Annotated in this window: 22 protein-coding genes and 1 tRNA gene; 15 read left to right on the top strand and 8 right to left on the bottom strand. The window is 60.7% G+C overall.

What is annotated here, in order from left to right:
• The first annotated feature begins 39 nt into the window (after window positions 1–39).
• From ACU688_RS26775 to murB, 8 genes are read left to right on the top strand one after another with little or no spacing between them, the layout of a single operon-like run.
• Window positions 40–2,292, top strand: coding sequence for a ComEC/Rec2 family competence protein (locus ACU688_RS26775; protein ID WP_448187054.1), 2,253 nt, complete (start codon window positions 40–42; stop codon window positions 2,290–2,292).
• Window positions 2,293–2,339: 47 nt separating this feature from the next.
• The gene (locus tag ACU688_RS26770; protein WP_017736032.1) at window positions 2,340–2,975 is read left to right on the top strand and encodes a MotA/TolQ/ExbB proton channel family protein; all 636 of its coding nucleotides are present in this window, start codon (window positions 2,340–2,342) and stop codon (window positions 2,973–2,975) included.
• Entirely contained in the window at window positions 2,972–3,400 is a 429-nt protein-coding gene (locus ACU688_RS26765) for an ExbD/TolR family protein (protein ID WP_448187053.1), read from the top strand. The genes ACU688_RS26770 and ACU688_RS26765 overlap by 4 nt, the downstream gene beginning before the upstream one ends.
• A complete protein-coding gene (lpxK, locus tag ACU688_RS26760; protein WP_448187052.1) occupies window positions 3,400–4,410 on the top strand; it encodes a tetraacyldisaccharide 4'-kinase in 1,011 nt (336 codons plus the stop codon). The genes ACU688_RS26765 and lpxK overlap by 1 nt, the downstream gene beginning before the upstream one ends.
• 23 nt (window positions 4,411–4,433) lie before the next feature.
• Window positions 4,434–4,619: a Trm112 family protein gene (locus tag ACU688_RS26755; protein WP_017736029.1), complete on the top strand. Its 186-nt coding sequence runs from the start codon at window positions 4,434–4,436 to the stop codon at window positions 4,617–4,619.
• Window positions 4,616–5,380 carry a 3-deoxy-manno-octulosonate cytidylyltransferase gene (kdsB, locus tag ACU688_RS26750; RefSeq protein ID WP_448187051.1) on the top strand — a complete coding sequence of 255 codons (765 nt, stop codon included), beginning with the start codon at window positions 4,616–4,618 and terminating at the stop codon, window positions 5,378–5,380. The genes ACU688_RS26755 and kdsB overlap by 4 nt, the downstream gene beginning before the upstream one ends.
• Entirely contained in the window at window positions 5,380–5,844 is a 465-nt protein-coding gene (locus tag ACU688_RS26745) for a low molecular weight protein-tyrosine-phosphatase (protein WP_124527907.1), read from the top strand. The genes kdsB and ACU688_RS26745 overlap by 1 nt, the downstream gene beginning before the upstream one ends.
• Window positions 5,841–6,860 carry a UDP-N-acetylmuramate dehydrogenase gene (gene murB / locus ACU688_RS26740; RefSeq protein ID WP_448187050.1) on the top strand — a complete coding sequence of 340 codons (1,020 nt, stop codon included), beginning with the start codon at window positions 5,841–5,843 and terminating at the stop codon, window positions 6,858–6,860. Before ACU688_RS26745 ends, murB begins: the two co-directional genes overlap by 4 nt.
• Window positions 6,861–6,921: 61 nt before the next feature.
• Here the strand turns inward: murB and ACU688_RS26735 are convergent, their stop codons facing one another.
• Window positions 6,922–7,593 carry a Bax inhibitor-1/YccA family protein gene (locus tag ACU688_RS26735; RefSeq protein WP_010209655.1) on the bottom strand — a complete coding sequence of 224 codons (672 nt, stop codon included), beginning with the start codon at window positions 7,591–7,593 and terminating at the stop codon, window positions 6,922–6,924.
• Window positions 7,594–7,745: 152 nt separating this feature from the next.
• Here ACU688_RS26735 and ACU688_RS26730 point away from each other — a divergent pair.
• Together ACU688_RS26730 and ACU688_RS26725 are read left to right on the top strand one after the other, a co-directional pair.
• Window positions 7,746–7,836: transfer RNA gene (locus ACU688_RS26730), tRNA-Ser, on the top strand.
• A gap of 345 nt (window positions 7,837–8,181) precedes the next feature.
• Entirely contained in the window at window positions 8,182–8,679 is a 498-nt protein-coding gene (locus ACU688_RS26725; RefSeq protein WP_448187049.1) for a YuaE family lipoprotein, read from the top strand.
• Window positions 8,680–8,771: 92 nt separating this feature from the next.
• On the opposite strand, the gene ACU688_RS26720 is transcribed toward ACU688_RS26725, so the two are convergent.
• The 7 genes from ACU688_RS26720 to ACU688_RS26690 all read right to left on the bottom strand — a co-directional run bounded on the left by ACU688_RS26720 (window position 8,772) and on the right by ACU688_RS26690 (window position 20,678).
• A complete protein-coding gene (locus ACU688_RS26720) occupies window positions 8,772–10,748 on the bottom strand; it encodes a pepsin-like aspartyl protease (protein ID WP_448187048.1) in 1,977 nt (658 codons plus the stop codon).
• A 144-nt stretch (window positions 10,749–10,892) separates the two neighbouring features.
• Window positions 10,893–12,230 (bottom strand): MFS transporter, encoded by a 1,338-nt coding sequence (locus tag ACU688_RS26715; protein WP_448187047.1) that lies wholly within the window; start codon window positions 12,228–12,230, stop codon window positions 10,893–10,895.
• Window positions 12,231–12,290: 60 nt separating this feature from the next.
• Window positions 12,291–13,112, bottom strand: a complete 822-nt coding sequence (locus tag ACU688_RS26710; RefSeq protein ID WP_448187046.1) for an aspartate/glutamate racemase family protein — start codon at window positions 13,110–13,112, stop codon at window positions 12,291–12,293.
• 23 nt (window positions 13,113–13,135) lie between these two features.
• Window positions 13,136–14,026, bottom strand: coding sequence for a hypothetical protein (locus tag ACU688_RS26705; protein WP_448187045.1), 891 nt, complete (start codon window positions 14,024–14,026; stop codon window positions 13,136–13,138).
• A 63-nt stretch (window positions 14,027–14,089) separates the two neighbouring features.
• A complete protein-coding gene (locus ACU688_RS26700; RefSeq protein WP_448187044.1) occupies window positions 14,090–15,748 on the bottom strand; it encodes a hydantoinase B/oxoprolinase family protein in 1,659 nt (552 codons plus the stop codon).
• Window positions 15,749–15,761: 13 nt separating this feature from the next.
• Window positions 15,762–17,846: a hydantoinase/oxoprolinase family protein gene (locus tag ACU688_RS26695; protein ID WP_448187043.1), complete on the bottom strand. Its 2,085-nt coding sequence runs from the start codon at window positions 17,844–17,846 to the stop codon at window positions 15,762–15,764.
• Between the two features lie 171 nt (window positions 17,847–18,017).
• A complete protein-coding gene (locus ACU688_RS26690) occupies window positions 18,018–20,678 on the bottom strand; it encodes a winged helix-turn-helix domain-containing protein (RefSeq protein WP_448187042.1) in 2,661 nt (886 codons plus the stop codon).
• A 661-nt stretch (window positions 20,679–21,339) separates the two neighbouring features.
• Here ACU688_RS26690 and ACU688_RS26685 point away from each other — a divergent pair.
• The 5 genes from ACU688_RS26685 to ACU688_RS26665 all read left to right on the top strand — a co-directional run bounded on the left by ACU688_RS26685 (window position 21,340) and on the right by ACU688_RS26665 (window position 24,472).
• Window positions 21,340–21,870: an ATP-binding protein gene (locus tag ACU688_RS26685; RefSeq protein WP_448187041.1), complete on the top strand. Its 531-nt coding sequence runs from the start codon at window positions 21,340–21,342 to the stop codon at window positions 21,868–21,870.
• 146 nt (window positions 21,871–22,016) lie between these two features.
• Window positions 22,017–22,421, top strand: coding sequence for a hypothetical protein (locus ACU688_RS26680; protein ID WP_448187040.1), 405 nt, complete (start codon window positions 22,017–22,019; stop codon window positions 22,419–22,421).
• Between the two features lie 99 nt (window positions 22,422–22,520).
• The gene (locus ACU688_RS26675) at window positions 22,521–23,705 is read left to right on the top strand and encodes a GGDEF domain-containing protein (RefSeq protein WP_448187039.1); all 1,185 of its coding nucleotides are present in this window, start codon (window positions 22,521–22,523) and stop codon (window positions 23,703–23,705) included.
• A 93-nt stretch (window positions 23,706–23,798) separates the two neighbouring features.
• Entirely contained in the window at window positions 23,799–24,002 is a 204-nt protein-coding gene (locus tag ACU688_RS26670) for a hypothetical protein (RefSeq protein ID WP_448187038.1), read from the top strand.
• 173 nt (window positions 24,003–24,175) lie between these two features.
• On the top strand, window positions 24,176–24,472 hold the full coding sequence (locus ACU688_RS26665; RefSeq protein ID WP_448187037.1) for a putative quinol monooxygenase: 297 nt from the start codon (window positions 24,176–24,178) through the stop codon (window positions 24,470–24,472).
• Window positions 24,473–24,486 lie beyond the last annotated feature (14 nt).

Here is a 24,486-nt window from a genome sequence, read left to right as displayed (position 1 = left end):
CCGGCTAAGACTGAATGGATCACTTGAAAGGGATGATCCATGAGAGCAGGGATGTTCGCGTTTGCACTGGGGTTGCTGGCGTTGCGCTATTTGCCAGCATTACCATCTGTCGGCTGGTTGCTGGTCATGCCGGTGGTGGCATTGATGCTGTTGCCGTTTCGCACGTATTGGCTGGCGTTCTTCCTGCTCGGCTTGAGCTGGGCGTGCCTGAGTGCGCAGTGGGCGCTGGATGATCGGCTGCGGCCGGCACTGGACGGGCAGACGCGTTGGCTGGAAGGGCGTGTTGTCGGGTTGCCGCAGCAGACGGGCAGCGGTGTGCGTTTTGAACTGGCCGACAGTCGGTCGCGAAATGCCCGCTTGCCCAAGCGTATCCAGGTGTCCTGGCACGGCGGCCCGCCCGTGCGCAGCGGTGAGCGCTGGCGCCTGGCGGTCACGCTCAAGCGGCCCTCCGGGTTGCTCAATTTTCACGGGTTTGACCGCGAAGCCTGGTTGCTAGCCCAGCGCATTGGCGCCACCGGCTCGGTAAAGGACGGTGTGCGCCTGGCCCCGGCGCGCAATGCCTGGCGTGACCACGTTCGCCAGCGCCTGCTGGCCGTGGATGCCCAGGGCCGTGAAGCCGCGGTGGCAGCCCTGGTGCTGGGCGACGGCTCCGGGCTGGCGCCGCAGGATTGGCGGGTATTACAGGCCACCGGCACGGTGCATCTGCTGGTGATTTCCGGCCAGCACATTGGCTTGCTCTCGGGTCTGATCTACGGGCTGATCGCCGGGATGGCCCGTTACGGCTGCTGGCCGCGAACCTTGCCTTGGCTGCCGTGGGCCTGCGGCCTGGCCTTTGCAGCTGCGTTGGGTTACGGCTTGCTGGCGGGGTTCGGCGTGCCAGTGCAGCGCGCCTGCGTGATGGTCGGGCTGGTGCTGTTGTGGCGTCTGCGGTTTCGCCACTTGGGGGTGTGGTGGCCGTTGTTGCTCGCGCTCAGTGGGGTGTTGGTGCTTGAGCCGTTGGCCAGCCTGCAAGCGGGGTTCTGGTTGTCGTTTGCGGCGGTTGCCGTACTGGTGCTGGCGTTTAGCGGGCGTTTGGGCGCGTGGAGTTTCTGGCAAGTGTGGACCCGTCCGCAATGGCTGATTGCTATCGGTTTGTTGCCGATCTTGCTGGTGCTGGGCTTGCCCATCAGCCTCAGCGCGCCGTTGGCCAATCTGTTCGCGGTGCCGTGGATCAGCCTGGTGGTGTTGCCGTTGGCATTGCTGGGGACTGCGCTTTTGCCCGTGCCATGGGTGGGCGAGGGGCTGCTGTGGTTGGCGGGTGGTGCGCTTGATGGGTTATTCAAGGGCCTTGAACTGTTGGCCAGGCAGCTGCCAGCGTGGGTTCCCGGCGAAGTCCCCTTGGGGTACTGGTTGATCAGCCTGTTGGGCGCGGTGTTGCTACTGCTACCCAAGGGCGTGCCGTTTCGGCTGCTGGGCTGGCCGATGCTGCTGTTGGCGGTGTTCCCGCCCAGGGAACCGGTGCCCCATGGCCAGGTGGACGTGATGCAACTGGACGTCGGGCAGGGTCAGGCGTTCATCCTGCGTACCCGCCACCACACCTTGCTTTACGACGCGGGCCCGCGCTTGGGGATGGCTGACCTGGGCGCGCAGGTGGTGTTGCCCGCGTTGAAAAAACTCGGGGTAGGGCAGTTGGACCTGATGCTGCTCAGCCATGCGGATGCCGATCATGCTGGCGGCGCGGCGGCGGTGGCTCGCGGGTTGACTGTCCGGCGCGTGGTCGGTGGCGAGACCGAAGGGTTGCCGGCGTTTCTCGGCACCCAGCCGTGCGTGAGCGGTGAGCGCTGGGAGTGGGATGGGGTGGTGTTTGAGTTATGGCAGTGGCCTGGTGCTATTGAAGGCAATGCGAAGTCCTGCGTATTGCAGGTCCAGGCCAGTGGCGAGCGCCTGTTGTTGACCGGTGATATCGACCGCGCCGCCGAAAAGGCCTTGCTCGCATCGCCCCTGGCGGTACCGACCGATTGGCTGCAAGCGCCCCATCATGGCAGTCGCAGTTCTTCGTCCTGGCCCTTTGTGCAGCGGCTTTCACCGAAGTCGGTGCTGATTTCCCGAGGTCGGGGCAATGGGTTTGGGCATCCTCATCGGCAAGTGATAGAGCGTTATCAAGCGCTGGGCAGCCGGATCTATGACAGCGCCGAACAAGGTGCCGTGCGCCTGCAATTGGGCGCCTTCGCGTCACCGGTTGTTGCGCGCAGTCAACGTCGCTTCTGGCGCGAAGCGTTACCCTCGACGCCTGTGGTCGGCGAACCCCGCTGACGTACCGATATGGTAAAGTGGCGCACTTTTTCGAGGGGACATTCACTGTGTGGGAATTGGTCAAATCCGGCGGCTGGATGATGTTGCCGATCATCATGAGTTCTATCGCCGCACTCGGCATCGTTGCCGAACGCCTGTGGACCCTGCGCGCCAGTCGCGTCACCCCCGAACATCTGCTGGGGCAGGTCTGGGGCTGGATCAAGAGCAAACAGCTCGACAAGGAAAAACTCAAGGAGCTGCGCGCCAATTCGCCCTTGGGTGAGATCCTCGCCGCTGGCCTGGCCAACTCCAAGCATGGTCGCGAGATCATGAAAGAGTGCATCGAAGAGGCCGCCGCCCGGGTCATTCATGAACTGGAGCGCTATATCAATGCCCTCGGCACCATCGCCGCCATGGCGCCTTTGCTCGGTTTGCTGGGCACCGTGCTGGGCATGATCGACATCTTCAGCTCGTTCATGGGCTCGGGCATGACCACCAACGCCGCCGTGCTGGCCGGTGGTATTTCCAAGGCGTTGATCACTACCGCTGCCGGCTTGATGGTGGGTATCCCTTCGGTGTTCTTCCACCGTTTCCTGCAACGGCGCATCGATGAGCTGGTGGTGGGCATGGAGCAGGAAGCCATCAAGCTGGTGGAAGTGGTGCAGGGCGACCGTGATGTGGACTTGGTCGAGGGCAGAGCGTGAAATTTCGCCGCAAGCAACGGGAAAACGTTGATATCAACCTCGCGTCGCTGATCGACGTGGTGTTTATCCTGTTGCTGTTTTTTGTCGTCACCACCACCTTCACCCGCCAAACCGAACTGCGCGTCGATCTGCCGGAAGCGGTCAGCGGCTCGCCGGCAGAAGACCAGCAGGTCAAGCAACTGGACATCGCCATCAGCGCCGAAGGCGTGTTTTCGGTGAATAACCAGTTGCTGGCGAAGAATGACCTCGCCAGCCTGATGGACGCCTTGCAGAAAGAGTCCGGTGGCGACACCAAGATGCCATTGTCGATCAGTGCCGATGGCAAGACCCAACATCAGGCCGTGATCACCGCGATGGATGCGGCCGGCAAGCTCGGTTTCAGTCATCTGCGCATGACCACTGTCGAGGCGGCGAGCCAACCCTGATGGCCATGTCTGATCGTTTACTCAAGGCCTGGTATGAAGGGCATCCGGCGCTCGCGTTGCTGCGCCCGCTGGAGGCGCTGTATCGCCGGGTCGTGCAGGGCAAGCGCGCGCGCTTCCTGGCGGGCGAGGGCCAGATCTACCAATCGCCCGTGCCGGTGGTGGTGGTCGGTAATATCACGGTGGGTGGCACCGGCAAGACGCCGCTGATCCTGTGGTTGATCGAGCACTGCCGCCGCAGCGGGTTGCGGGTGGGCGTGGTCAGCCGTGGTTATGGCGCCAAGCCGCCGCAGTTGCCATGGCGGGTCGAAGCCAGCCACAGCGCTGATGTGGCCGGCGATGAGCCGTTGCTGATCGTGCAGCGGAGCGGTGTGCCGCTGATGATCGACCCCAACCGCAGCCGTGCCGTCCAGGCCTTGCTGGCCAGTGAAACCCTGGACCTGATCCTGTCCGATGACGGCCTGCAACACTATCGCCTGGCCCGTGACCTTGAGCTGGTGCTGATCGACGCTGCCCGTGGCCTCGGCAACCGCCGTTGCCTGCCGGCCGGGCCGTTGCGCGAGCCGGTGGAGCGCCTGCAGAGCGTGGATGCGCTGCTCTACAACGGCGCCGCCGCCGATCGCGAAGATGGCTTTGCCTTTCGCCTGCAGCCCACGGCGTTGGTCAACCTGCAAACCGGTGAGCGCCAACCGGTCGAGCATTTTCCGGCGGGCCAGCGGTTACACGCGGTCGCCGGTATCGGTAACCCGCAACGTTTCTTCAACACCCTTGAAACGCTACACTGGCAGGCGATACCCCATGCATTTGCCGACCATGCGCCCTATAGCGCAGAGGTCTTGAATTTTACGCCGTCATTGCCGCTGGTCATGACCGAGAAGGACGCGGTGAAGTGCCGCGCCTTTGCCCAGCCCGACTGGTGGTACCTTGCGGTGGATGCGGTGCCGTCGCCGGCGTTTGTCGCCTGGTTCGACACGCAGCTGATGCGTCTGCTGCCCGCCCGTCTCTTGCCTTAACTGCTTCTTTCCAGGAAACACTCATGGACACCAAATTGCTCGACATCCTTGCTTGCCCGATCTGCAAAGGCCCGCTCAAGCTCAGCGCCGACAAAACCGAGCTGATCAGCAAAGGCGCCGGCCTGGCCTATCCGATCCGTGATGGCATCCCCGTCATGCTGGAAAGCGAAGCCCGCACCCTGACTTCCGATGAGCGCCTGGATAAATGACCACCGCCTTTACCGTTGTCATTCCTTCGCGTTTTGCCTCGACGCGCCTGCCGGGCAAGCCGCTGCAATTGATCGGCAACAAGCCGATGATCCAGCTGGTGTGGGAACAGGCCTGCAAAAGCAGCGCTGAACGGGTCGTGGTCGCCACCGATGACCCGCGCATCATCGCCGCCTGCCAGGGCTTTGGCGCCGAAGCGGTGCTGACCCGCGAAGATCACAACTCCGGCACCGATCGCCTGGCCGAAGTGGCCACGCAGCTGGGCCTGGCCGACGACGCCATCGTGGTGAACGTGCAAGGCGACGAGCCGCTGATCCCGCCGAGCGTCATCGACCAGGTGGCCGCCAACCTCGCGGCCCACGGCGAGGCGCGCATGGCGACGCTTGCTGAGCCAATCGAAGACATCAACACCCTATTCAACCCGAACGTGGTGAAAGTGGTCAGCGACACCAATGGTCTGGCGCTGACGTTCAGCCGCTCGACCCTGCCTTGGGCGCGCGACGCCTTCGCCAAACACCCGGACGTGTTGCCAGAGGGCGTGCCGTACCGTCGTCACATCGGCATCTACGCCTACCGTGCCGGCTTCCTGCATGACTTCGTCAGCTGGGGCCCGTGCTGGCTGGAAAACACCGAATCCCTGGAACAACTGCGTGCCTTGTGGCACGGCGTGCGCATCCACGTCGGTGACGCGCTGGAAGCGCCGCCTGCGGGTGTGGATACGCCGGAAGACCTTGAGCGCGTCCGTCGCCTGCTGGGGGCGTGATGGAAGTCCTGTTTGTCTGCCTGGGTAACATCTGCCGCTCGCCAACGGCCGAAGGTGTGTTGCGCCATAAATTGCGTGACGCGGGGCTGGCAGGGCAGGTCGAGGTTGCGTCCGCCGGTACGGGTGACTGGCATGTCGGCAACCCACCGGACCAGCGCAGCCAGCGTGCAGCGCTGGCGCGCGGTTACGACTTGTCGGCGCAGCGTGCGCAACAGGTCAGCCGTGCCGACTTTGCGCGCTACGACCTGATCCTGGCCATGGACCACAGCAACCTGCGCAACCTGAAGGCGCTGCAGCCGGGGCAGGGCAAGGCACAGCTGGACTTGTTCCTGCGCCGCTATGACGCTGAGGTTGACGAGGTGCCAGACCCTTACTACGAAGGCGAACAGGGTTTCGAACGAGTCCTGGACCTGATCGAACACGCCTGTGATTTATTGGTGATCGAAATCAAGGGGCGGTTATGACCTTGCAAGTGCTCTCGCACGTTTCGCTCAAGCCCTTTAACAGCTTTGGCATCGATGTGCGTGCCCAGCTGTTTGCCGAGGCCCACAGCGACGCGGATGTCCGTGAAGCCCTGGCCTACGCGGTCACGCAAGCGCTGCCGTTGTTGGTGATCGGTGGCGGTAGCAATTTGCTGCTGACTCAGGATATTCCCGCGTTGGTGTTGCGCATGGCTACCCAGGGTATTCGGGTGCTGCACGATGACGGCAAGTCTGTGGTGGTCGAAGCCGAAGCAGGCGAAGCCTGGCACCCGTTTGTGCTGTGGACCCTGGAGCAAGGTTTTTGCGGCCTGGAAAACCTCAGCCTCATCCCAGGTACCGTTGGCGCGGCACCGATGCAAAACATCGGCGCCTATGGCGTCGAGATCAAGGACGTATTCGCCGGCCTGACCGCCCTGGATCGCCATACCGGCGAACTGCGGGATTTCAGCCTGGAAGAATGCAACTTTGCCTACCGCGACAGCCTGTTCAAGCACGAAACCGGGCGCTGGTTGATCCTGCGTGTGCGTTTCGCCTTGAGCCGCGTCAGCCACCTCAAGCTTGATTACGGCCCGGTGCAGCAGCGCCTGGCCGGGCAGGGGATCACTGAGGCGACGCCGAGCGATGTGAGCCGCGCCATTTGCAGCATCCGCCGCGAAAAGCTGCCAGACCCGGCAGAACTGGGGAATGCCGGCAGCTTCTTCAAGAACCCGTTGGTATCCCAGGTGCTCGCAACCGAGCTGCAGGCGCGATACCCAGACTTGGTGGCTTACCCGCAGGCCGATGGCCAGATGAAACTCGCCGCCGGTTGGCTGATCGACAAGGCCGGCTGGAAGGGCTTCAGGGACGGTGATGCCGGCGTACACGCGCTGCAAGCGCTGGTGCTGGTCAACTATGGTGCTGCCACCGGGCACGATATTGCGAACCTGGCGCTGCGTATCCAGCGAGACATTGCCGAGCGTTTCAAGGTCGAGCTGGAAATGGAGCCCAACCAGTACTGACCCCTTGAAAACAAAAATGCCCCGTATCTTTCGATACGGGGCTTTTTTTTGCGTTACTGGATCAGTCGTCGCGGCTCATGATGCCGAAGATCTGCAACAGGCTGATAAACAGGTTGTAGATCGACACATACAGGCTGATGGTCGCCATGATGTAGTTACGCTCACCGCCGTGGATGATGGCGCTGGTCTGGAACAGGATGCACACCGAGGAGAACAGCACAAAACCCGCGCTGATCGCCAGTTGCAGGCCGCTGATCTGGAAGAACATGCCTGCAACCACGGCCGCCAGCAACACGAAGAAACCTGCGGTGATGAAACCGCCGAGGAAACTCATGTCCTTACGGGTAATCAGCACATAGGCCGACAGGCCGCCAAACACCAGCGCCGTCATGGCAAATGCCGAACTGACCACTTCCGCGCCGCCGGCCATGCCGAGGTAGCGGTTAAGGATCGGGCCGAGGATAAAGCCCATGAAACCGGTCAAGGCAAACGCCGACACCAGGCCCCAGGCCGAGTCACGCAGCTTGTTGGTCAGGAAGAACAGACCGTAGAAGCCGATCAACACGACAAAGATATTCGGATAGCCAACGCGCATCTGCTGCGCCACGAACGCCATCACGCCGCTGAATGCGAGGGTAAGGGCGAGCAAGCCGTATGTGTTGCGCAACACGCGGCTGACTTCAAGCTGCTCAGCCTGCGCGTTACCATTCACTGCGTAATTCTGTTCGCGCATGGCGACACTCCTTCAGTTTTGAAACGTTCAGTCGCAAAGATCATAACAGACGCTCTGTAACAAGCGATGCCGAGAGTTTGACAGTGTGTTTCATTCGGGTATTATGGCGCCCGCTGAGCCAGGATGGTCTACTCTAATCCTGTGATGCAAAAGGGAAATTGGCAGAGTGGTTGAATGCACCGGTCTTGAAAACCGGCGAACGTTAATAGCGTTCCCAGGGTTCGAATCCCTGGTTTCCCGCCAAAATTCATACAAAAGCCTCGCAATGCGGGGCTTTTGTGTTTCTGCGGTTTGGGTAAGGTGCGACGGTTTCCATAGGCACTCTGAAACTTTGCCTATTTGACGGACTTGGCGGAGTGCATCCGCAGCGTGGACCCACAGCAAATATCCCCTCAAATTTGTCGCTTTTCTGACGAGCTTTTTCTCGTCATCTCCTTGTTTTTTTACTACTATCGTTCGTCTGTGTACTCAAGGAAGAGAGGCTGAGCGCCTTGAGTCTGGTAGAAAATCTACACTCGATCATTGAGTTTTTACTTTTACCCAGAACCTAACGACTCAGCCAGCCGTAATTACTTTTTGGTGAAACCGATGGATAAAATGTGTGGCATCGTTGTAGTGGTCGGACTTGCCCTCGCGGGATGCGCTACGAAAACTCCAGAAAAGCCTGAAGTTGCTCCAGCTCCTGCCGTCGTCCAGCCAGCACCACCTGAAGTCGCACCTTCGACACCACCAAATTACACCGTGCGGTACGAGGCAGCTCCCGCGCCCGCCAGTTATGACTCCCGAACCGCTGCCTCGGCGGACGCGGATCAGTCGGAAGCAGACACAAACCTGAACCAGAATCGCGCTGAGCAGTGCCGTAAAGAGCTGGATGTCTTGAAGCTCTACAACAAGGCGTCTTACGTGAAATACGAGGCGGAATACCAAGCCATTGCTGCCAAGACTGCCAAATACATGGAAGTCAAAGACTCGCTAGGCTCGGATTTGAACTACATGGTCATGCCCGCTTATCAATTCCAAATTCGTGAATTCTGCTTCCGAGTCAAGACTCGTCTGTCGCAGCTTGTGCTTCGCCAGGCCAAGTAACGATTCCACGTTAGAGCACGGCATTTGCCACTAAGAGCCTCGCGAAAGCGGGGCTTTTGTGTTTCTGGGGAGCGGCTGTGGTGCTGCGTCGGTCACCGATGTTCAACGTCGGACAAGACCTCATCCGCTTCGGCGCCTAACGTCCTCCTGAACATGAACGATTTAATCTGTGTCTGCACATAGCTCTGCGCCATCGTTGTGGATGATGTAAATAGCGCCAGCAACTCCAACTCATCTTCTTTGAGCGCCAGCGAGCCGGCCAGTGACAACACGGTCTCACCACCCACTTGCACTGCGGTGAGGCTCGCCGATTGCCGCGACAACCCACCCGTGCCTGCGTTGATATCGGTAAAGCCGGATACCTCGGCACGCTCGGTAGGGGTCGTCAACGTGCCGCTGACACGGCCGAAAGCGTGTTGCCTGGATGCTTGAACATGCAGGTCCAGCCTGAATCCATCTGACGCCAGCCATGTGCCATTCAGCGGGTTGTTTGGCGCCAGAGCCAGCGCGTGGGCTGGCTCCAGAATCTCCACGGCCACACGTCGATAGCTCAGTTTGTCGATATACGTCCCTCGATTCGCCAGATCGGGGAAGTCACGGGTGGCCACGAGCAAGTGCGATAGCTCGAGCCGGTCCTCACCTGCAACCCCGTGGAGCTGTCCGCACAACCCCGATACCCAATGCCGACTGGGGTCAGCCTGCTGCTCATCCAGCGGGTGCCAGTCTATAGCCAAAGACACAGGCAGCCCTTTCTCCTGTGAGGGGCCTGTACTTGCTTGATACCCCATAACTGCGTATCGCCCCGTCGAACCGGTAGACGATTGGTAGATGCCGCTTACCACGTTACCCGTGACCGTCAAGGTCATCACTGACCCATAGCCATTTTTCCAGGTGCCAGCGACGGACAATGGCGGTGTTGTTTCGATAGCGGCCACGGCCGGCTTGAGCACCAGCTTTCCACTGGCGAACGGGCGTGCCCCAGCCTCAAAGCGTCGAGACGATGAGCGGCTGATAATCTGTGGCCCCTCTGGTCGATTGAACAACCACACCCCAACCGGTGCCAATGAGTAAGCGCCAGGGTGACATTGCACCACGCGGTATTCGTAGACGGTGTAGCAATATTCCATCACCAACGAGCCAACCAACACCAGTTCGGCAAGTCCCAGTGGTTCGAATTGAGGCAGGGTCTTGCCCTGGTCCGGGCCTTCATCCACCAGCACGTTGTAAAGGCTGGCACCGAGGGTGATCTCCCCATCGGCGAAGCCCAGGACAACCTCTGGATTGCCTCCTTGGGCAATGCGCTCCAGGGTCTGGCGCATCAATCGGTCATCGCCTTTGAATTGTGACGAGCCTGAGTCCAGCGCGAAGGTGACGTTCCTGGCCAAGATATCGCCGCCCACGGTGTAAGACACCAAGGGTGTCGACCAGATGTATTCCACACCGCGCGCTTTGCTGTAGAGCGACCACGGCAGAAACAGATGTGGGCCGCGAGTTTTGCCAACATCCACGGCGCCCATCTGGCATGCGCCGCGCCGCGAAGCCGGGTTCCAATCGAAGGCGACGAAGGGTTGTCGGGGGTCGATTGTGCCGTTGTTCATCAATGCCTGAAAGACAAACGAACTTCTTCCATCGACGTAGGCGCTGCTGCTGGGCAAGCCAATGCCACCGTCCCAGTCCAATTGACCAAACTGCGTTCCGGTGTAGTCCGCCGCCAGCAGAAGTTGGGTGGGTAATTCGCTGTTATTCAAGGTCAACACATCCGAGCCGGACTCTACCTGCATCGTGCCCCAGGGGCCAAAACTGTAGGGGCGTTGCAGGCAGTCCGTGAAGGCAAAACTGCTGGACGCCTGATAGTCAAACCGGCCCGCGCTGTAGTGCTGGCATCGGTCGGAAGGGCACAGGCTGGAAGTTATCCAGGTGATATTGGTACCGGTGTCCAGTGACAGCTTCAGGGGTTGTCCCGGTGTTCCGACCGGCACTGTCGTATACCAGGGGGTGGCGCCATTGTTCTGGAACGGGCCGCGTTGCATGGCGATGGTGAGCCCTTCACGCCATTGTTGATTGTCCATGGTGAATTCCGTTTCTGCTGTGGGATGGGGCCACCTGAAGGGGTGACCCGCTTTGGGGGTTCTAGCTATTCAAACCCACGGGGCGGGGCGTTGGCTGTCAGGCACCACGGATCACCCACGCCTGAAAGCACGATAGGGATCGTGCTAATCCAAAGCTTTGCCCTCGGTTTCAGGAATGAACAACACGAGAAGCACGGTCACCAGCATGAAGGCATTGATGAAGGTGGTCGTCATGTTGAACGAGGCGCCGTAAGCCACCAGTGCACCAATCAACGAAGGCGCCAGGATATTGGCCACGCGTTGCGCGAAGATCGCCCACCCATAACCGATGGTACGCAGCGGGGTCGGGTACAGTTCGGCGATCCAGGTGCCCCAAACCCCCCATGCGCCGAGGCTGAAGAACGCCAGGGCGAAGTTGCTCAGGTACAGCATCTCCAGGCTCTGTGCATTGGCAAAACCGTAGCCTGCGACGACAGAAGCGCTGATGAAACTCACAATGATGGACTTGCGGCCATAGCGATGCGTCAGCCAGGACGCAGCCATGTAACCCGGGATCATGCACAGTGCCGACAAGGCGATGAAACCATAGCTTTGCGGCAGGCTTAGCCCGCGTTGCTGCAACAAGGTTGGCAGCCAGGTTTGCAAGCCCCAGTAGCCCCAGGAAAACGTGAAGTTCACCAGGATTTGCAGCGCACTGATCTTCAACAGCGCTGGCGCGAACAGCTCCCGTTGACGGCCCAGCGTCGTTTGATCCACCTGCAATTCACACTCTTCAGGCACGAGCACTTGGCCTCGACTTAGCCGTGTGATCACGGCACGTGCTTGCGCTTGACGCCTGACGCTGGCCAGCCAGTACGGTGATTCCGGTACCCAGCGCGCGACGACCAGCGCCCAAAGACCGCCCAGCGAGCTCACCACAATGATGGTGCGCCATCCGTAGGGCATCAACCACACCGTCGCCCCCAACGCCAGCAGCATTCCAATCGGCCAGCCCGATGCCAGGTAGACCGTCAACGCGCCGCGATGACGCACCGGTAACAACTCCTGATAGTGGGCAAAGGTCACCACCATCATGCCGACCGCCGCAACACCCGAGAGCAGCCGCAATGCGTAGAGCGAGGCGTAGTCCGGGGCGAACGCGCTGGCCAGCGACACCACGCCGTAGCTGGCCAGGCTCCAGATGACTGCACTTTTTCGGCCAAAGCGTTCCGCCACCTTGCCCCACGCCAGCGAACCCAACAGCATGCCAATAAACATGGCGCCGATCAGATGCCCGATGGCGAGTGCATCCAGGGAAAAGTCCAGGGCAATCAGCGGCGCGGTGTAGACGATGATCATCATTTCCCAGGCTTCGATGGCGAAGACAAAGAACAGCGCCAGGCAGCATTTGAGGTGCTCACGGGTCAGCGGGACATTTCTGAACACATCGCCAACCTGGCGGGTGTAGGTGCCCTGTGAGGCCAGTGGGGGGACGTCGCTCATGAAGGAATCTCCAGAGGTAAGGGAGGCAGCCGTTTGTTCGACCACCTCCGGGCGAGAAGGCTAGGCTTTTACGCGGTTACCAATCGGCACCGGCCCCTGAAACAGGCCGAAGGCTTTGATCTCGGCTTCCGGTGGTGGCTCGCAACTGCCGACGCGGCTGGGGGCCCAACCAAAGCGCTGTTTCATGCCCGCCATGGCCTCGGCCATTTTGAACGCGGCAACCACCGGGTCGATCACGGGCACGCCAACTTCGCGTTGCACCTGTTCGAAGAAGCCAAACTCAATGGTGCAACCGAGGATGATCGCTTCCGCGCCGTCCTCCTCAACCGCCTGAAAGGCCTGTTCGATAATGCGTCTACGGGTGAGGGCAGGGTCTTTCTGGAACTCATCGACGCCCATGCCCAGCGCTCGCATCGAGGCGAGTCGATCGGCCGCGCCGTAGCCACGAACGCGCTCGCGCATTTGCTCCATCCATTTGTCACGCCCAACGATGATCGAATACCGGTTGGCGAGTTGATCGGCGATTTGCAGGCTGGCCTGGCAGGGCGCGATGACCAGGCAATTGCCGGAGATCTCACGCGCATCTTCCAGCGCTGGATCGTAGAAACAGCCAATCACCAATGCATCGATGTTTTGCTGCGCGCAATCGCGGGCGATGCGCACTGTGCGCTCGTAGGTCATTGCCTCGTAGGCCCGGTACTCCAGGTGTGTCGGGCTGGGCTGCATGTCGAAGGACACCACTTCGATGTGTGTCGAGGGTTGCTTGATGCCGTGCAGCAAGTCGGCGATCGGTGCGTCGAACGTCGGGCAGCCGATGGGGTTAAGCCAGCGCACCGTCACCGGAACGTCGTGTGGCGGGGGAGCGGGAGTGGGTGTGTGCATAGGGTATTTCCTCGGGAATTGGGCTAGAAGAATTTCACCAGCGCCATGGTCAGCTCATTGGAATGGGCCAGGTTGGCGCTGTGGTAGTAGTCGAAATTCAGATTTGCAGACAGGTAGAGTCCCTGTTGGGAAAACCCGGTGTAGGTCATCGACGGCCCGATCTTTCCGACGCGCGATTCGGTGTAATCCGACGCGGTTCTATTGTTGATGTGGTAGACGTGATGCACGCCCAGCCATAAGTCGTCGGTGACGAGGTAACCGGCGGCGACGTCGGCCAGCCAAAGGCTGACACCGCCCTGCAAGCGCTTGGGGGCGCCGGTGCCGAAATCCGTGGTGTTGCGGTTGCGCGCGGCGTAATGGATGCCAACTGGGGTGAAGGTGGCGGCGAACTTTCCCACGCGCAGGTAGTTGGCGAGGCTGAAGCTCACCGCATAACGGTTGGCGAAAGCGCCGTAACCGGCGACCTCGTTGTTGCCGTTGGGGAACTCGATCGACAGCGTCGGGTTGGTCCAGAACGTGGTGTAGTCCGACGATCCATATTCGGTAGTGGGTTCGACCACGTTGTAGTAGTAGGCGAAGCCCAGGTTGGGCGATGCGATGCCCCATGGGCTGGCGCTCTTCGCGCCGTTGGTGCTGGCGTAGCCGGGCGCTGCACCGACCCAGAACTGCAATTGATCGCGGGTGGTATCGGTAAAGCCAGTCTCGGAAAAGTAGGCAAGTACCGTATTCGCGCCGGCACGTACGTTGCCGTCGGTGTTGCGGTTGAACACTGGAAAGGTTTCCAGCGCCCAGCGCCCCGGTATTCCCGGTTGACCAAAGCCGATGAATTGCTCTGCCTGGGCCGTAGGGTTGCTGCCCAATGCCATCGCCAGTGCACACGCAGCGCCGCAGCGCCAGAGTGAAGGTTGGGACATGACGGTTCTCTCTTATTGTTGTAGGTGTATGTACGGAGCGCCGCCGAGTGGCGGCGGTTGGGATCAGGGCATGACGCCATACACGGCGCGGGCCGTTTGCGCGTCGACGTAGCCGTTCTTCAGGTCGTCGCGCACGGCCGCTGGGTCGCGGGCTGCGGGGGGGCCGTAGCCACCGCCGGCACCGGTGCGTACCCGCACCAGGTCGCCGGCGTTGAGGGGGATGCTGCTGGCCATGGCGTAGCGTTCCGGCGGGTTGTCACCGCGCAGCACTTCGACGTAGTTGGGGGTGCCGTCCAGACCTTGTTGGAGGCCCCAAGGCGGGATGACCGAACGGGTGTAGCCACAGGTCAGGAAGCTGTCGTCGGCGCGTACCCGATAATCAATGCAGATCCCACGTCCGCCTCGGAATTGGCCATGCCCGCCGGGTTCGTCGTTGAGTGCCATGCGCTCGACATACAGGCCGTAACGCGCTTCACAGACTTCCACCGGGCAGTTGTAGGTTTCGCCATGCAGGCCGCAGTAAACGGCATTGTTGCCATCGCGCCCGGGCTCGGCGCCCCAGCCGCCGATTTCCGGTTCCACTAGGGTGAACAGGCGGCCGGTGTCGGGATGTCGGCCGCCAATAACGGTGGCGCAGACGGAAGAGAAATTGCCCGCCGGCAAGCGCTCAGGAAAATGCTGGGCCAGGCAGCGCAGGATCAGGTCGTGCACGCGAATCAGGTTTTCAAAGTAGAACCCTTCTGCGGCAGGCAGTTGGGCATCAAACAGCGAGCCTGGGCGGGTAAGTACATTGAGCGGTCGGAAGGTACCGCCGTTGGTGATGCCTTGCGGGGCCGTGAGGGCTTTGAACGCCATTTGGGCCGCAACCACCGCGCCATCCCGGCTCAGGTTGGTGGGCCCGACACACTGGTCGGGGTTGTCGCGCAGGTCGACGGTCAGTTCGCGGTCATGGATCTGCACCGACACCGTGAACAGGCTGCCGTCGTCCTGCGGCTCGACCAGGGAAAGGCTGACATTGGGCAACTCGGCCAAGGCTTTGCGTGAAACCTTTTCGCCCAGGTCCATGAAGTCCTGCATTGCCAGCAAAAACAGATTCGTGCCGTATTTGGCCGTCAATTCCCGCAGGCGCAAGGCCCCGCCGCGTACCGCCGCCACGCCGGCCCAGAGGTCGCCCTCCATGAAGTCCGGCATGCGCGTGTTGGCTCGCAAGATCTGCAACACAGAGCGGATAGGTTGCCCACGACTGATCAGCTTGACCGAACACAGGCGCAGGCCTTCCTGAAAGATATCGGTCGCTTGCGTGGACATCGACCCGGGCACCATGCCCCCCACATCGTTCCAGTGGGCGATGTTGGCGGTCCAGGCCACGCGCCGGCCTTCGGCAAACACGGGCATTGCCAGCACCACATCGTTCAGGTGAGTCACTGCGCCGCTGTGCGGGTCGTTGCAGATGAACACGTCGCCATCTTCGATATCATGGGGGCCGCTGTGCTGGATCAAAATCTGTTTGACCGCCTTGTCCAGCACGCCGACGAAGGCCGGGATGCCTGCGCCGGAGCTGGCGATCTCGCCGTTGGCATTGGTGATGCCGGTGCCCATGTCCAGCACCTCATAAATGATGGGGCTCATGGCGGCCTTGCGCATGGCTACGAACATTTCGTCAGCAATGGCTTGCAGCGAATTCTGGATAATGTCCCGAGTGAAGATGTCGAGGGTATGCATGGCGAAACTCCCGTCAGCCGTTGATCGTGATATGCAGGTTGCCGAGGCGGTCCACGTGCACCCGGTTGTGTGGATGAACGACCACGGTGGTACCGGCGTCTTCAACGATGGCGGGACCGTCGAAACACATCTGGGGCTCCAGTAGGGCGTAGTCATAGATGGCCGCGTGGTGGATGCCGTCGGTGGCGTAGTCGACGACGCGATGGCCCTTGCGCGCGTCCTCAAGCGTGCGCCCGGTGACCGCAAGTGCCTCGGGAATCAGCTTGTCAATTTGAGCGATGGCGACCAGGTGGAAGCCCACGATCTCCACGGGCGCGTCGAGGCAGTAGGTGTAGTGCTGCTCGTACAGGCAGTGGAAGCGGTGCTCGATCTGCGCCCAGTCGCGGTCGAGGTGTTCGCCGGCATTCAGCGGCACCTCCACCGAGTGCTCCTGGTTCTGGTAGCGCAGCTTGCAGTGCACCGTCAGTTCGACCCGCTCCGGGGGCACGGCTTCGGCGATGAATTGCTCACGTGCCGAGGCCATCAGCTCGTCCAGAAACACCTGGGTGTGTGCCTGCGCCTGCGGTTGGGTGGTATCGACAAAACGATTGATGAACAGGTCACGGCGCAAGTCCGACAACGTCATGCCCCAGGCCGAAAACACCGAGGCACCGCGGGGAACGATGACTTTTTTGACCCCCAGCTCCTGCGCCAGCGCCACGGCATGCAGTGCGCCACCGCCGCCAAAGGCCATCAACGTCAGGTCCCGGGGATCGTGGCCACGGCTCAGCGACACCAGCTTCAAGGCGTTGACCATATTGTTGTTGGCCAGGCGTACCACACCCCGGGCAATTTCATCGGCGGGCAGCTCCAGGCGCTCGCTGAGAAGGGTGAAGCCATCCGCGACGGCTTGTAGGTCGGCCACCACTTCACCGCCGCAGAAGTACGCTGGGTTGATTCGCCCCAGTGCCAGGTTGGCATCAGTGGTGGTGATATCGATCCCGCCGTTGCCATAGGCCGCCGGGCCAGGCAGGGCGCCTGCCGATTGCGGGCCGACATGCAGCTTGTCAAACCCGTCGACCCAGGCAATGGACCCGCCGCCGTTGCCGATTTCCACCAGGTCCACCACGGGGACCATGATGGGGTAGCCTGCGTTGAGGCGGTCACGTTCAATCCAGTAATCAGTCTTGATCGCGACCTGGCCGTTGCGGATCAGTGCGCATTTGGCCGTGGTGCCGCCGATATCGAGCCCCAGCAGGTTGGGCTCGTCGATCAAGCGTCCCAGCTCTGCAGCGGCCCAGAAACCGCTGGCTGGTCCGGACTCGACCATGGTGATCGGGATATCCCGGGCGTGGGCCACGCTGTCAACGCCGCAGTTGGATTGCATGATGTACAGCGGAGCTTCGTAGCCTTCGCGGCGCAGCCCGGCCTCCAGTTCATCGAGGTAGCGTGCCGCGATCGGTTGTACATAGGCCGACAGCACGGTTGTGTTGGAGCGCTCGTACTCACGCCATTCGCGGGTGATCTGGTGCGAGGCGACCACCGATACGTCTGGCCACAGCCGCTTCACTTCGGTGAGCACGGCCTGCTCGTGGCTGGGGTTGGCATAGGCATGCAGCAGGCAAATAGCGATGGCTTGTACGCCCTCGGCGCGGAAGGCTTCTATGATTGCGGGCAGTTCATCCAGCACCAGCGGCTCTCGCTCATGGCCATCGGTGTGTAGGCGCCCGGCAATTTCCCGGCGCAGGTAGCGCGGCACAAAAGGCGCGGGTTTGGCCCATTTCAGGTTGAAGTAGTCGGGGCGATTGGCTCGGGCGATTTCCAGAATGTCGCGAAAACCTCGGGTGGTGATCAGCGCGGTCTTGACCCCACGGCGTTCGGTCAGGGCGTTGATGACGACGGTAGTGCCGTGGGCGAGGAAGTCGACTTCCGAGAGCGTCACGCGGGCCTTTTTGATGACATTGAGAATGCCTTGGGCAAAGTTCGGCGGCGTGGTGTCCACCTTCGCTGTACGAATGGTCTGCCGGCCGGTGCCGGGATCGCTTTCGAAATACACAAGGTCAGTAAAGGTGCCGCCTACGTCGGTGGCCATACGCACGGTCTTGCGGCTTGTCTGCACGGTACTTCTCCTGGATCGTTTCTTGTCGGAAGCAGGAGAGGGGCGACAACGCGGCCCTCATTGCTGATGGTCACGATGCTAGGCGGGGCCTCGGACGAGGTGCCACGGGTGGGGCGGGTAGGTCGCCAGCCAATGAATAGCTACGCCTACCCGCCTGGGTAGGTTGGTGGCTTAGAGGGTGGTGTCGAGGTGCCCTTGGCGTATCGCAGCGCTGATTGCGGCGGTGCGGTTGTCCACGCCCAACTTGGCGAACAGGTGTTTGAGGTGGAACTTCACCGTGTTCTCGGAGATGTCCAGGGCGCAGGCAATGGCCTTGTTGGATTGACCGTTGGCAAGCAGGTCCAGTATTTGCGCCTCCTTGCCACTCAGGGCCATGTGCGTCGGCGTTGGGTGCGATCGCCAGCCGCGCAGTCGTGTGATGGTCGTCGTCAGTAACGTTGTGGGTTGGGTGCAGGCTTCCAATGCTGGCAGCAGGCAAGGGCCGACCTCCAGCAGCAGGCCGGGCAGGGCGTGTTGCATGATCATCGGTGCCAAGCCCACGTCGATTTCTTCAGGCTTGAACCGCTGGCCCTTGCTTGCAGTGGCCAAGGCCATCAACCTCAACCGCCAGGCGGGTAGACACAGACCTTTGTGTTCCATCTCCTCAGCGGTTCGTCGCAGATGTATCAGTGCAGGCCCCGAGTAGCCTGTGTGCAACTGCAGCCGGCCCAGCGCCAGGCTGGCGGCTTCCTGGCTACGCCAATCGTCGCCCTGCTCCGCAAGCTGTTCCAGATTTGCTGGCAGGAGCGCTTTGCGCGCGGCGTGCAACTGCCCGCTCTGCACCTGGGCGTCGATACGCCAGATCTGTACCAGCCGCGATAACCGTGGCCACTGGCGCGCGGCCGCCAGGTGCTCTACATGGCCCAACTTCTGCAGTGCGGCATGCAGCCCGTGGCTGCGTAGTCGCGTACGCCATGCCATCTCCGCCGTCACTGCGATCATCTCCAGCCAGCCATCGGCGTGTTCCAACGCTGCCCAACCGTCATCCAGCCATGGCTGGGTTTCGGACCAGGTTCCCTGCCAATACAGCTGGCGCGCTCTGAAACAGCCAACCAGTGCCCGCAACGAGCTTTCTTGACCAAAATGGTCGTCGGCAAATGCCAGAGCCGCGTCCACCAACGTGTTGGCTTCGTGGATAGACCCCGATAACGCCAGAGCCTGTGCTTCATGGATCCGGCAGTAATTCTCGCCGCGCGGGCTGGCGATCACGCGCATTTTGACGTGAGCGTCCCTGATGGTGCGCAGGCTTGATGCCAACTCGCCGCGGGTCAGGGCGGCCAGCGCATGCACACATTCCAGCGTGGCTTGCGCGAGGGTCTGGTCGAGGGGGTAGGGGCTGCTATGGAACGTCGTAACGTCGGCATCCAAGCTCTCAAAACAGTCCTGATACGCATCCGCCAGGGTTTGGATAATGTGAAAGTCACGGGCGAGTCGTGCATCTGCGACCACCGAACCCCGGGCCAGGTGCAGCAGTTGCGCGGACAGTTTGTGATCACCCAGTTTGGCGTGCAGGTAGGCCTGGAGCAGAAGTAGATCAGGCTGGGTGTTGCAGGTTGCGGCGTCGAACTGGTTCAACAACCCCTGGGCGTAACGAATGCCATGGTGCAGCACCAGTTCCCAGCCACCTGCGCCGACCACCAGCTTCACCGCCAATGGAATATCACCCGCCTTGAGCGCGTGGTGGATGGCTTGGCTCCAGTCCTTCTGCTGTGCCAACCAATGTGCAGCGGCGCGGTGGATTGCCTGGGCTTGCTGGCTGTCGATTCGTAACCGCAGGAAGTCACGTAGTAATGCGTGGTAGCGGAACCATTGGCGTTCGGGGTCCAGAGGAATCAGCAGGGTGTCGAGGTGCGCCAGTTGCCTCAAAAGGCCAGCGCTGTCATGGCGGCCACGTATCGCATCTGCCAGGTCTGCATTGAAACGTTGCAGCAAAGAGGTGTGCAGCAACAGTGATTGGCAGCCCGCAGACAGGCTGTTGAATACATGCGCGGTGAGGTAGTTCGCAACATCCGTCACGCCCCCGGAGAACGCCGTCAAGCCATAGGCCGAGCCATCGATGCTGGTACTCCACAGGCGCGCCAATTGCACCGCCACGGCCCAACCCTCGGTAGCGATATGCACTCGGCACAGGTCACTCTCATCCACCACCTCGCCCAGGATGCCACGCACTTCACCGAGGGACAGGATCAACTCCCGGGCACTGATTTCATGCACCCAGCCCCGGGCTTTCCAGCGTGACAATGGCCAGTCCGGGCGGGTCCTGCTGGCGACCACCCAACGTAACCACGGCGCAGCCTGTTCCACTAATCCTGCCAGCAGCAAAGCGACTTCGGGGCTGTCGGCGAGGTGATAGTCATCCAATAGCACTGTAATTGCCCGATTCTCCTCGGCGAGTGCCCGCAGCAGCGCCTGGATCGTGCGTTGCGGTTGCACGTCGAGGGATTGCGAGGCTGCCAGGCGCGGCAGGTGCGCCAATGCAATACCAGCATGATCCAAGGCGAGGATCAGGTAGGCGAGGAGCCGATTGGGGTCTGCATCGGCCTCGTCCAGTGATAGCCAGGCCACGACGGGCTTCGGTGTCTGTTGCTGTATCGCGGTGTGCCACTGCATCAGCAACGTGGTTTTACCGTAGCCGGCGGGGGAGGTCAGCAGTGTTAAAGGGACAAGCGCATTTGCCTGCATGGCGTGCAACAGTGCTTCACGCGCGACTGAGGTCAGCAAGGGCTGCGGCGGCGTGAGTTTGCCGACCCAATACCAGGCACTTGATGAATGAGAGGGGGATTTTTGATGCATTGTGAGGCACACCAACGAAGCGCAATGGGTGCCGTTTTAACAGCAAACTCTGCAGGGTGTTGAGTGACTGTGTTACCCGCAGTTTCCAGGGGGCTGGTACGGCGATTCAGAGCGTCGATACGTTCAGTGTCTGCGCGGCGTGCGAGTCCCCAGGCGGCGTGATCCGTCAAAGTGGGTGATATGCTTTGTTGCTTATCAAACAGGGAGAGTGATATTGGCCAGCAGAAGACTTGAAGCGTTCCAGGAGTGGTTCACTCCCAAATGTCGGCGCCGTGCAGGAGGCGCTTTGTTTATTATCTGGATAGTCGGACGGTATCTTTACCCAAGCGATTACTGGGCCGGCGTGATGAGTTCTGCAATGGTATTTTTCTTCAGTGCCTGGCCGGCAATCGTTCATGACAAACGTTTTTGAAGGGGGGATCAAATCAATGGAACTGAAATCACCGAGTAAAAACATCCGAATCGTAGGCAGCGCCGGGGTAGTCGCGGGGGTGGTCACTATGGCAATGAACTCAGAAGGTTTCATGCACACTTTTGGAGTAGGCATTCTGACGGGAGGCTTGGTGCTACTTGTGCTTACCGTGTTCGCGACGCGGGGCCGAAAGTGAGAGGTGGAGGCTCTGCCGGCCTCAAACATCCACTGATGTTCACGGAGGAATAAATGCGGATCTACATCACCGGTGCCTCATGCGCAGGCGTGACCACCCTGGGCCAAAACCTCGCCAACCAGCTCGCCATGCCCCACGTCGATGTCGATGATTTTTACTGGATGCCCACTAACCCGCCGTTCACGACCAAGCGACCTGCCAGTGAGCGCGTGCCATTGATCCAGCAAGCATTCGGCGGCGATGAGTGGGTGCTGACCGGCTCCTGCATGGTGTGGGGCGATGCGCTGATTGCCGCTGTCGATCTGATTGTATTCGTTGTGACACCCACGCCCGTTCGCCTGGAGCGGCTGGCTGCACGCGAGAAGGCGCGTTTTGGCGAACGGATCGCACCGGGTGGCGATATGCATGAGATACACATCGCCTTTCGTGAGTGGGCCTCGCAGTATGACGACCCAAGCTTTTCAGGACGCAATCGCGCGTGGCATGAGGCGTGGCTTTCAGGGCAAACGGCTCAGGTCTTACGGGTTGACGGGATGAATCGTGCAGAAAAGATGGTTGCGGATGTCATTCATAGGGTGTCGTAGTTATTGCTCACACCTCCATCTTCCGTACTAATCCTACCCACCCAAGCCCTTTCTCTTTGGTCCTGCAAGCCCCGTTTCCATTGGACTTGAGCATTTTCGGCTGCAATTCTGCCAACCAATGCCGCCGAAGAACAAGGACGCTGACAATGCTCGGTTACTACGCCCAATACAGCCACCTCTACCTCACCACGTTGATGGTGGTCACCACACTGTTTTTCGCCCTGCCGATTTTTATCGCGCCGATCCCTTGGGCGCGCGCCATGCGCTGGACGATTCCCGAGCACCAGCATTTGGCGATCTATTTTGGCCGCTGCCTGGGGGCTTTCATCCTGGTGGTGGAAGCGACCATGCTGCGCTCGGTCACCACCGGCACCAGTTTCAGCTACGCCTTCGATGTGCTGTTTGTGGTGTTTGCGTTGATGTTTGTCGTGCATGTCTATGGCGCGTTGAAGCGCATTCAGCCGATTACCGAAACCCTGGAAATTGGCTTCTGGATGATTCTGTTCGTGCTCAACACGCTCTTCTACCCCGCGACGTCCATCACCCTGTAGCACCACGAAACACAGTACCGACAAACCCATATCGACACCGGGCCTGCTCAACTAGACTAGCCAGCACAACAGCTGCTGACAGCGCCCGGTGAGCCCCCCATGATTGCCCATACCCCCACACTTTTTGCCTGTGTTGCCCTGGTGGCGACGATCATGGCGTTTTGTCTGATCCTGGTCGGCCAGTTCAATCGGGGTGACAGCCTGCTCACCATTGGCTTCGGCTTGCTCGCCCATGCTTTGGCCTACGTTGGCTACACCTTTTACGGGCATGCGCCGCTGTGGTTTACCTACGGCGTGGCCAATACGCTGCTGGCCGTGGCGTTGGCTTTTTATGGTGCCAGCGTGTTTCGCATCGTTGAACTGCCTGTCGCCTGGTGGCGGGCGTTTGCGCCTGCGGTGTTGATGGCGGTGTTGATGGCCAGCCTGATCGACACCCTGGAACCGCGCATGCTCGCCGCCACCTTTGTGTTGATGTTGCAGTGTGCGTTGATCATCTACTGGACCCTGCGCTACATCCCAGCCCAGGGTCGGGCGCGCCTGTTGTTGATCATTGGCTCGAGCATCAGCCTGATTGGCCTGGGCATGCGTGTGGTGGCGGTGTTCGGCGGCGGTGCGGCAGAGATGCGCTATGACGTCAGCAACCTCAAGCAAACCATCTCGGTGAGCATCGGCACGTTCACGGCCATGATGATTTCACTGGGTTTGGTGTTGTTGTCCAAAGAACGCAGTGAATCGCGGTTTCAGTACCTGGCGTTGCGTGATGTGTTGACCGGCATTCTCAACCGTCGGGCGATCCTCGAACAGTTCGCCAAGGAGCTGGAGCGTGCCCGCCGCGACGGCTCCAGCCTGGCGGTGGCGATGGTCGATATCGACCACTTCAAGCAGATCAATGATGTGCACGGGCATCTGGCCGGGGATGAAGTGATCAGTCACTGTGCCGCGCACCTGTCCCAGCGCCTGCGCCAATCCGACAGCATTGGCCGTTATGGCGGTGAGGAGTTTCTGCTGTTGCTGCCGGGCACCAGCCCTGAAGGTGCGGTGGCGGTGCTCGATGAACTGCGCGCGTCGCTGGCTGAAGCGCCGGCGGGGTATGGGGCGTCAAGCATTGCGGCGCGGATCAGTATCGGCGTGTGTTGCGGGGTGCCAGGGGCGTCCGACACCACCGCCAGCCTGCTGGCCCGGGCGGATGCGGCGTTGTATGAGGCCAAGGGCATGGGGCGCAATACCTTGCGGTTGGCGCCGCCGCTGCCGGGTGAGAGTGCCGCTTCGTTCAGTCCGGTCTGATCGCTTACCAACCGCCAGGAACCACTGCCTGGCGAGGCTCGTGGCACGTGCGTGTTCGGGGTATCCTTGCGGCCGAACTCAAGGAGGCGTGACGTGAAAGGAATCAAAACCGAAACACTGCGTATGGTCGGACTTTTTATTGTTATCGCAATCGGAGGCGCCTTGCACGGCGCAGGCCTCGTCGGGTTCTGGGGAATGTTCGCGGTGATGATGGCGCCGCACGCGCTGTTTTACGCGTGGGATAACCGAGGCCGTTTTCGGACCTTCATCAAATCGCAGACAAAGAAAAGCCCGTGATGGGGAGCACGGGCTAAAAGGGATGTTCATTAGGAGCTGGTTTGACCATAAGCGCTTGACTGTGAAAACGGTGTGAAAGGACAGCACCTGGTGCAACCTTTTTGTAGGACTGTGCGACGCCTACCGTCTGGCGTAGTGTGTGGGTTCTTTTCCCACAGTGCAGGGTGTAATCCATGTCAGATGAAGTACGGCTTGTCGTCATTATCACTACTCAGCCGGGCCGCGGTTCCGACCAGTTGGCGGCGTTTGAAAAACTGGCGCCCTTGGTTAGGGCCGAGGAGGGCTGCATTCTATATGACTTGCATCCCGTGACCGGCAACCCCGACACCTTCGTGCTGATCGAGAAGTGGGCATCAAAAGCCACATTGGAAGCCCATCACCGCACGGCCCATATGCAAGAAGCCAGTCGGCACAATCCTACGTTCCGCGCCGGGCCTTCCACGGTCTTGCTGCTTGAAGCGGCGGTTTAAGCAATCGCCTATCG

This window comes from Pseudomonas acericola (SeqCode), from assembly GCF_053456465.1.
The sequence above is the reverse complement of the archived record's forward strand: the minus strand, read 5'-3'. Positions and strand labels throughout refer to the sequence as shown.

Bases quoted from the DNA above. Each gene is read 5' to 3' on its own strand.
- ACU688_RS26745 (WP_124527907.1), top strand. From the start codon at position 5,380: ATGGAAGTCCTGTTTGTCTGCCTGGGTAACATCTGCCGCTCGCCAACG.
- murB (WP_448187050.1), top strand. From the start codon at position 5,841: ATGACCTTGCAAGTGCTCTCGCACGTTTCGCTCAAGCCCTTTAACAGC.
- ACU688_RS26755 (WP_017736029.1), top strand. From the start codon at position 4,434: ATGGACACCAAATTGCTCGACATCCTTGCTTGCCCGATCTGCAAAGGC.
- ACU688_RS26775 (WP_448187054.1), top strand. From the start codon at position 40: ATGAGAGCAGGGATGTTCGCGTTTGCACTGGGGTTGCTGGCGTTGCGC.
- ACU688_RS26680 (WP_448187040.1), top strand. From the start codon at position 22,017: ATGCTCGGTTACTACGCCCAATACAGCCACCTCTACCTCACCACGTTG.
- ACU688_RS26665 (WP_448187037.1), top strand. From the start codon at position 24,176: ATGTCAGATGAAGTACGGCTTGTCGTCATTATCACTACTCAGCCGGGC.
- ACU688_RS26715 (WP_448187047.1), bottom strand. From the start codon at position 12,230: ATGAGCGACGTCCCCCCACTGGCCTCACAGGGCACCTACACCCGCCAG.
- kdsB (WP_448187051.1), top strand. From the start codon at position 4,616: ATGACCACCGCCTTTACCGTTGTCATTCCTTCGCGTTTTGCCTCGACG.
- ACU688_RS26705 (WP_448187045.1), bottom strand. From the start codon at position 14,026: ATGTCCCAACCTTCACTCTGGCGCTGCGGCGCTGCGTGTGCACTGGCG.
- ACU688_RS26735 (WP_010209655.1), bottom strand. From the start codon at position 7,593: ATGCGCGAACAGAATTACGCAGTGAATGGTAACGCGCAGGCTGAGCAG.
- ACU688_RS26725 (WP_448187049.1), top strand. From the start codon at position 8,182: ATGGATAAAATGTGTGGCATCGTTGTAGTGGTCGGACTTGCCCTCGCG.
- ACU688_RS26685 (WP_448187041.1), top strand. From the start codon at position 21,340: ATGCGGATCTACATCACCGGTGCCTCATGCGCAGGCGTGACCACCCTG.
- ACU688_RS26720 (WP_448187048.1), bottom strand. From the start codon at position 10,748: ATGGACAATCAACAATGGCGTGAAGGGCTCACCATCGCCATGCAACGC.
- ACU688_RS26700 (WP_448187044.1), bottom strand. From the start codon at position 15,748: ATGCATACCCTCGACATCTTCACTCGGGACATTATCCAGAATTCGCTG.
- ACU688_RS26675 (WP_448187039.1), top strand. From the start codon at position 22,521: ATGATTGCCCATACCCCCACACTTTTTGCCTGTGTTGCCCTGGTGGCG.
- lpxK (WP_448187052.1), top strand. From the start codon at position 3,400: ATGGCCATGTCTGATCGTTTACTCAAGGCCTGGTATGAAGGGCATCCG.
- ACU688_RS26710 (WP_448187046.1), bottom strand. From the start codon at position 13,112: ATGCACACACCCACTCCCGCTCCCCCGCCACACGACGTTCCGGTGACG.
- ACU688_RS26690 (WP_448187042.1), bottom strand. From the start codon at position 20,678: ATGCATCAAAAATCCCCCTCTCATTCATCAAGTGCCTGGTATTGGGTC.